This is a genomic window from Xenophilus sp., assembly GCF_044462705.1.
GTDB lineage: Bacteria > Pseudomonadota > Gammaproteobacteria > Burkholderiales > Burkholderiaceae_C > Xenophilus > Xenophilus azovorans.
In genome coordinates, this window is record NZ_JBIQNC010000330.1 from 1 (window position 1) to 3,166 (window position 3,166).

Annotated in this window: 3 protein-coding genes; 1 reads left to right on the forward strand and 2 read right to left on the reverse strand. The window is 72.3% G+C overall.

From position 1 onward, the window contains the following. The coding region (locus ACIY1X_RS25680; RefSeq protein WP_399686321.1) for a mechanosensitive ion channel domain-containing protein at window positions 1-576 on the reverse strand (576 nt) is incomplete at its 3' end. A 60-nt stretch (window positions 577-636) separates the two neighbouring features. Beyond that, entirely contained in the window at window positions 637-2,613 is a 1,977-nt protein-coding gene (locus tag ACIY1X_RS25685) for a lytic transglycosylase domain-containing protein (protein WP_038217914.1), read from the reverse strand. 120 nt (window positions 2,614-2,733) lie between these two features. On the opposite strand from ACIY1X_RS25685, the gene ACIY1X_RS25690 reads away from it, so the two are divergent. Then, a partial coding sequence (locus ACIY1X_RS25690) for a 5-formyltetrahydrofolate cyclo-ligase (RefSeq protein WP_399686323.1) occupies window positions 2,734-3,166 on the forward strand: 433 nt, incomplete at its 3' end.

Consider the following 3,166-nt stretch of genomic DNA (forward strand, 5'->3'; position numbering starts at 1 on the left):
GGCCGCTGCGCTGCCGTGCCAGCGCCGCAGCACGCGCTGGAAGAACAGGCTGTTGGGCAGTTGCAGCGTGGTGCCGTTGGCGGCGTCGCCGGTCTCGTCCAGCGTGGTGTAGACGAGGTTGATGTCGGCCACGCGGCCCTTCAGGCCGGGCTTGTCGCCGTTCTCCAGCAGCTCCACCAGGTCGCCGAGGCGGAAGGCCCGGGTGGTGAAGATCAGCAGCGCGCAGAAGATGTTCGACAGCACGCTCCAGGCGGCGAAGAAGGCCACCGCGCCCACGGCCGCGAAGCCGGTGAAGGCCGTCCACAGCACGCCGCCCGAGACGCCCAGGCGCTCCAGGCACCACAGCAGCGCGCCGCCGTAGACCACGAAGGCGACGGTGCGCCGCGACAGCAGCACGACCTCGGAGGGCAGGGCGTAGGCCGCGGCCAGCCGGCGGACGAGCCGGCGCACCAGGCGCATCAGCAGCCAGGCCACCAGGACGATGAGCACGACCTGCACGGCGGGCACCAGCACGTCGAGCCAGTCGAGGGCCCAGGGCGGCAGGTGGGCGCGCAGCCATTGGAGGGTTTTGTTCATGTCGTCAAAGGCGCGCGGCCCCGGTCGGGGCCGCGCGGCGCATGGGGATCGGGCAGGCGGTCAGGGCAGGTCCTTGTTCGGCTCCGGCTCGGCGGCCGAGCGCGGGCCGACGGTGCCCAGCCGGTCCTTCAGCGACTGTGGCCGGCCGGTGATGAGGGCCGCGTAGTTGGTGGTGTTGGCCAGCACCTTCTTGACGTAGTCGCGCGTTTCGTTGAAGGGCACGTTCTCGGCCCAGATGGCGGCGTCGAGCACCGGCCCGTTGCGCCAGGCGCGCGGGCGGCCCGGGCCGGCGTTGTAGGCGGCTGCCGCCAGCGGCATGGAGCCGTCGAAATCGTCCAGCGCCAGCTTCAGGTAGCTGGTGCCCAGCGTGATGTTGGTCTCGCGGTCGGTGATCATCGAGGGCGCGTAGTCCAGCCCGATCTTGCGCGCCGTCCAGCGCGCGGTGGCGGGCATGAGCTGCATCAGCCCCGAGGCGCCGACGCCCGAGCGCGCGTCCATGATGAAGCGCGACTCCTGGCGGATCAGGCCGTAGACGTAGGCCGGGTCCAGGCCGATGTCGGCGCTCTTGCGCAGCACCGTGTCGTGGAAGGGCATCGGGAAGCGCTGCTCGGCGCTGATGAAGCCCTTGGTGCGCTCGCTGGTGTTGATGCAGCGGTCGTACACCTCGCGCTGGCAGGCCAGGTCGGCGGCGGCCAGCAGGGCGCGGTCGTCCATGCCGCCGCGCTCGTGCAGGTTGGTGGCGTAGTTCCACTCGCGCACGCCCTCGGAGCGCAGGCCGATGCCGATGGCGTACAGCGCGCGCTGCAGCGAGGCGTTGCTGCGTGCGGCGGCTCTTTCCTCGGGCGTGAGCGGCTCCGGCGGCGTGGGCACCTGCGCGCGCTGGCCCAGGTCTTCCAGCGCCAGCAGCTCGTAGAAGCCGCGCGTGCCGGCGATCGACTGCAGCAGCTCGCGCGATTCCTCCTGGCGCCGCGCGCCACCCTGCGCGGCGAGGGCGCGGGCCTTCCAGTAGACCCAGGTGGCGTCCTGGCGCGCCTCCTCGCTCATCGCGTCGACGGCGGACTCGACCTCCTTCCAGCGGCCCATGCGCAGCGCGGCGCGCACGCGCCAGCCGAGCATGTCGTCGGTGAGGTCGCCGTTCTTCGTCACGTTGGCGAAGTAGCCCGGCGCCTGGGGCGAGAGCTTCTGCGCCGCCTGGCGGCCGATGCTGCCCCACAGCCAGTTGCGCTCCTCGGGCGAGAGCATGGGGCCCCACTTGCCCTCCAGTTGCGTGGCGGCGGTGTCGGGGTCGGAGGCGGCCATGCGGATCAGGGCCAGCACCACCATCTCCTTGCGCGCCTTGCTGGCGGCCGAGGCGGCGCCGGAGAGGAAGCGCGCCGCGCTGGCGCCGACCTGGGCGAAGGTGGGCAGCGCCTCGGGCGCGACCAGCGTGACGGCGGCGCGGGCCGCGCTGGTGCGGTTGGCCTCCATCGCCAGGCGCGCCTTGCGCCAGGCGTCGTTGGGCGACATCAGGCGCGCGGCGATCATGCGGTCGGCCGCGGTGAGGCAGCCGTCGTCCAGGTCGCGCTGGCCCAGCCAGTTGCGCCGCACCGTCTCGGCCTGCTCCGGCGTGGCCTGGCCGCTGGTCAGCACGTCGACCAGGATGGCGTAGCACTGCACCTCGCGGTCGTCGCGCATGCGAAAGCCCGCGTGCAGCGCCGCGAACTCGTCCCACTGCCGGCGCTGGCCGAGCAGCAGCAGCCAGTCGTTGCGCAGCCGGTCTTCCTGGTAGGTGCCGGCGTAGCGGGCGAGGAAGGCCTGCACCTCGTCGCTGCCGGCCTCCTGGAGGCGCGCCTTCAGCTCCCAGTAGGCGGCCCACGGCTCCAGCGCGTGGCCGCGCGCCGCGGGCAGCAGGGCCGCCAGCCGGGCCTTGTCGCCGCGCTGGAAGGCCTGCTTCATCTGGAGGATCACGTCGTCGCTGCCGGCCTCCTGCGCGCAGGCGGGCTGCGCCAGCACGACCGACCCCAGCAGCAAGGCTGCCAAAATGCTTCGAAACTGCATCGAGGGATTATGGACAAGGCACACGATGGAAATCGCTCGCGCACCGGCGCGAAGCCGTCCGCAGCGGGCGAATTTCTCAAGGCGCAGGTCCGCAAGGCGCTGATCGAGCAGCGCCTGGCCATGCCGGACCGCCTGCAGCGCGCCGCCGCCCTGCAGCAGGTGATGCGCATCTGGCTGGTGGGGCGGCCCGACACGGTGATCGGCGCCTACTGGCCGATCAAGGGCGAGTTCGACCCGCTGCCCGCGCTGCACCGCTGGAAGGAAGACGGCGAGCTGATGGACGAGCCCCTGCGCCGGCGCATCGGGCTGCCGGTGGTCGACCGCGTGCACAAGACGCTGACCTTCCACGCCTGGTACCCGGGCTGCCCGATGGAGAACGACGCCTACGACATCCCCAAGCCCAAGGACACCGAGCTGATCGTCCCCACGCTGCTGTTCGTGCCCTGCCTGGGCTACAGCGCGGGCGGCTACCGGCTGGGCTACGGCGGCGGCTTCTACGACCGCACGCTGGCGGCGATGGTGCCCCGGCCGTTCACGGTGGGGCTGGGCTTCG

Excerpts from the sequence above, each read along its gene's own strand:
- ACIY1X_RS25685 (WP_038217914.1), bottom strand. The coding sequence starts at position 2,613 with ATGCAGTTTCGAAGCATTTTGGCAGCCTTGCTGCTGGGGTCGGTCGTG.